At 73.9% G+C, this 4,078-nt stretch carries 4 protein-coding genes; 1 reads left to right on the top strand and 3 read right to left on the bottom strand.

Annotation, left to right across the window (positions count from 1 at the left end; genetic code table 11):
• Positions 1–215: 215 nt before the first annotated feature.
• Positions 216–545, top strand: coding sequence for a nuclear transport factor 2 family protein (locus HET64_RS37275; protein ID WP_215111665.1), 330 nt, complete (start codon positions 216–218; stop codon positions 543–545).
• A gap of 24 nt (positions 546–569) precedes the next feature.
• Here HET64_RS37275 and HET64_RS37270 read toward each other — a convergent pair whose 3' ends face one another.
• The 3 genes from HET64_RS37270 to HET64_RS37260 form a co-directional block, all read right to left on the bottom strand.
• Positions 570–2,105 (bottom strand): helix-turn-helix domain-containing protein, encoded by a 1,536-nt coding sequence (locus HET64_RS37270; RefSeq protein ID WP_215111664.1) that lies wholly within the window; start codon positions 2,103–2,105, stop codon positions 570–572.
• A gap of 74 nt (positions 2,106–2,179) precedes the next feature.
• A complete protein-coding gene (locus HET64_RS37265; RefSeq protein ID WP_215111663.1) occupies positions 2,180–2,986 on the bottom strand; it encodes an SAM-dependent methyltransferase in 807 nt (268 codons plus the stop codon).
• Positions 2,961–3,830 carry a helix-turn-helix transcriptional regulator gene (locus tag HET64_RS37260; protein ID WP_215111662.1) on the bottom strand — a complete coding sequence of 290 codons (870 nt, stop codon included), beginning with the start codon at positions 3,828–3,830 and terminating at the stop codon, positions 2,961–2,963. The genes HET64_RS37265 and HET64_RS37260 overlap by 26 nt, the downstream gene beginning before the upstream one ends.
• Positions 3,831–4,078 lie beyond the last annotated feature (248 nt).

Raw genomic sequence — 4,078 nt, 5'->3', positions numbered from 1 at the left:
CGGCAGGAGGGCCCGTGCCGGTCGACGCCGGCAGGCGGCGGCCTCACCCGCCCGGGGCCGCCGGCCCGATCCGCCGCCCGGGCGGTGGCGCGGGGCGCCTCGGGGTCACGGAGGCTCCGCGGTCCGGCACGCCCGACATGCGGCGGGGGGCGTGCCGACAGAGACTCGGGGAGGATCTCCGGGACGCCCGTTCCCGGACGCCGAGGAGGAACACGATGACCTCATCGATCAGCGACCCGGTGGTGGAGAAGTTCATCGCCGCGGTGAACGCGGGCGACAGGGACGCCTTCTTCGCCGACGTCCTCACCGAGGACGCCACCATGTCCGACGACGGCAGCGAACGGGACCTGGCGGCCTGGACGGAGAAGGAGATCTTCTCTCCGAAGGCCAACGGCCGCATGAAGGTCGTGGACGCCTCCGACGAGGGCCGCACCCTCGTCGTCGACTACACCCACGACACCTGGGGCACGATGCGGACCCGCTGGGTCTTCACAGTCGTCGGTGACCGCGTCAGCCGCTTCGAGACGGGCCAGGCGCCGTCCTGAGACCGGGCGCCCGCCCGATTCCGGTCACAGGCGGCGGTAGGTGCGGCCGCCGCGCCGGGGGAGGCACGTCGGGTCGTCGGGACCGTTGCGGGTGGCCTTCAGCGCGAGGTGGACCTCGGCGCGCACGGTGGCGTCGGCGAGGTTGCGCGCGAGGTGATCGGCGCACTGGGTGAGCCAGCCGGCCAGGGTGGTGCGGTGGACGTGCAGTTCGGTCGCGGCGGGGGCGGTCCGGGCGTGGTGGCGCAGCCAGCAGGCCAGGGCGATCCGCAGGTGCGGCTCCAGACCGCCGACCAGGCCGACGGCCCAGCTCCGGACCGCCTCGGTGCCCAGGAGATCGTCCGGCAGCGCCTCCAGCCGGGCGGGACCGGCCGGACAGTTGCCGTTGCCGTTGTTGCTGCTGCTGCCGCCGCTGCGGCTGAGGCGGCTGCTGAGGCTGAGGTCGGCGTCGGCGTCCGCCCCGGCGTCGTCGAGGCCCGGGTCGGGGGCGGGGGCGCGGAGGGCGAGCAGCAGATACGCCTGCACGGTGGCGTCCTCCAGGTCCGCGCCGAGCAGCCGGGACAGCTCGCGTATCCGGGCCCGTACCGTACCGGCGGACAGGGCGAGCGCGGCGGCGGCGCGGGGCTTGCTGCCGGTGCGGAGCCAGACCAGGAGCAGGTGCTGGTGGGCCGGGGACAGCGGGCGCAGCACGGATTCCGCCCACCGGGCGTACGGGGCGGCGGGCAGGAGGGGGGTGAGCCGGGAGGTGCCCACGGCGTCGGCGGGGACGATGCGGCAGTCGGGGGTGGCGCTGTGCCGGGCGGCGGCGGCGTCGCTGTGGGCGGTGGCCATCTCGGCCAGGGGCAGGGGCCCGGCCATGCCCGCGAGCAGGTGGTGCCGCTCGCTCAGCCGGGAGACCAGGCGCAGTATCCGCCCGTCGTCGCCGCCGTGGTGGAGCTCGGCGACGACCAGCTCGCCGTCCGGCCGGCCGATCAGGGTGCAGGCGTCGGCGTGCGGGGCGATGGAAGGGCGCACGGCGCGCCAGAGCACCTCGTGGGCGGTGGGCAGGTCGGGGCCGGAGAGCCGGTAGACCGTGACATGCGTGAGCCTTTTCCCGCCGAGGGTCTCGGTGACGGCGGCGGTGTGGCCCGCCAGCAGCAGCCGGATGAGGGTGGTGTGCAGCCGCATCTGTTCGCCCCGCAGCTCCGCCGCCCGCTGGCCGCGCACCTCCAGGAGGGCCGCGGTGGTCGTGGCGACGTGGCAGGCGTGCCCGGGGGGCACGGTGGGCGCCGGGGCCAGGACGAGGACGGCTCCGGCCGCCGGGCGCTGCGTGCAGTGCGGGTGCTCCAGTGGCGCGGCGGCCGCGTGTACGCCGTCGGCTGCCGCGGCGGCGGGGGTGCTGTAGACGGCCCCGGCGATGGGGTCGGCCAGTACCGCCCACCCCTGGACCAGCGACGCCGCCTCGGCGATCAGGTGCGCACCGGAGCGCGTCGCGGCCCGCAGCAGCCGGTCCGCCGTCTCCCGCCCGTGCCCGGCACCCCGCGGGCCGGTGGCCCCGTGGTCGGTCGTGCCTGTGCTGCTCATGTGCGAGCCTCTGCGGGCCGTGCGCGCCGCGCGCGGGGAAGTTCCGTGCGCGGCGCGGCAGTTGCGGATGTGGGTCAGGGAATGCGGGCGACCGCGCCCCACCCGGCCCGGGCCGTGGTGGTGCCGGTGTTCGCGTCGGGCCGCCAGTTCGGCCAGGACACCATGCCCGGCTCCACCATCTCCAGCCCGTCGAAGAACGCGATCGTGGTCTCCGGCTCCCGGAAGATGTACGGGATCGCGCCGCTCGCGTTGTACTCGTCCTGGACGGCGCGGTGGGCGTCGTCGGACGCGGTGGAGTGGCTGAGCGAGAGGTAGCTGCCGGAGGGCAGGCGCTCCACCAGCCGCCGCACCAGGGACAGGGCGTCGTCCCAGTCCACGATGTGCCCGAGGACGTCGCTGATCACGAGGGCGACGGGCTGCGTCAGGTCCAGGGTCTTGGCCGCCCCGGTGAGCACGGTCTCCGTGTCGCGCATGTCCGCCTCGACGTAGGCGGTGGCGCCCTCGGGGGTGCTGGTCAGCAGCGCGTGGACATGCAGGAGCACCAGGGGGTCGTGGTCGACGTAGACGATCCGGGAGTCCGGGGCTATCCGCTGGGCGACCTCGTGGGTGTTGTTCGCGGTGGGCAACCCGGCGCCCACGTCGAGGAACTGGCGGATTCCGGCGTCCCTGGCGAGATGGGTGACCGTACGGCGGAGGAAGTCCCGCGACTCCTTCGCGAACGTCTCGATCAGCGGGTACTTCTCACGGTAGGCGTCGCCCGCCGACCGGTCCGCCGGGAAGTTGTCCTTGCCGCCGAGCCAGTAGTTCCAGACACGTGCGGAGTGCGCGACGCTCGTATCGATCTGCGCGGGCAGTTCAGGCCCATTTCCGGTCGTACTCATCCTGTAACACCTCTCCTGTTCGGGCCGGCCGCATCGCCATCACGCACGACACGTCCAGCATTCCCTGATACGTCTGCACGGGGTGGGGGCTGTCCCACACCTCTGCCGTGCCGGGGAGCCCGCCCTCCCGCACCACATGGTCCGCGATCTCCCGGATCTCCACCCGGTAGAGGGTCAGCGCCGGAACGCCGGTCAGCGGGTGCGGCGGCGCGTACTCGGGGTGCAGTTGCACCGTCACATCGCCGCGCTCCGCCAGCTCCTGGATCCTCCTGACCTGCTCGCGCATCACGTCGTCGCCGCCCACCCGGACGCGCAGCGCGGTGACGGGGAGCACGGCCCAGAGCCGGGTCTGCTGTTCCTGGAGCCTTCTCTGACGCTCGACCAGGAAGTCCGCCCGGCGCTGCCGCCCGGCCGCGTCCCGGTCGGGGCACCTGATCTCGTCCACGGCCATCGCGTAGGCCGGGGTCCGCAGCAGCAGCGGCACCAGCGCCGGGTCCCAGGTGCGTACGACGCCGGCCGCCGACTCCACGCTCATCAGGTCCATCAGCCAGGGCGCCATCGCATCGCGCCACGGATGCCACCAGCCGGGCATGTTGGCCGTGTTGAGCCGCCCCATGATGTCGTCGGTCTCCGCCGCGCCCGCCCCGTAGGCGGTGAGCAGGGCGGACACCTGCCCCACGTCGAGGGAGGTCTGCGCCTGTTCCAGCCGCCGCAGGGTCGTGGGATGCCACCCCAGCTGCGTGGCGGCCTGGGAGACGGAGAGACCGGCGCCTTCCCTCAGTCGCCGCAGACGGGCCACCAGGACCAGATGCCGCGCCGTCCGGCCCGACCTCTCGCGCGCCACGGCTTCCCCCCTCCCCGTTCCGGTCCCGCATCGGTACCGCTCCGGTCCCGTTTCGGCTCGATCTATCCGACATTCCGCGCAGTCTGCGCACAGTGCACACAGCGCACCTTGCGACGGTCGCACGGCGCTCTCAAGGTAAGCATGTCCGACCCGACCACACGCCAACTCGGTGAGACCGGCCCGATCTTGCCCTCATCGCCGGCCCTGTGCTCAGCCAGCCCCCGTCCTCGGCCCCAGCAGCTCCCGCC

It is taken from the genome of Streptomyces sp. McG3, from assembly GCF_018619185.1.
Classification (GTDB): domain Bacteria; phylum Actinomycetota; class Actinomycetes; order Streptomycetales; family Streptomycetaceae; genus Streptomyces.
This window is presented reverse-complemented; position numbering and strand designations above follow the sequence as displayed.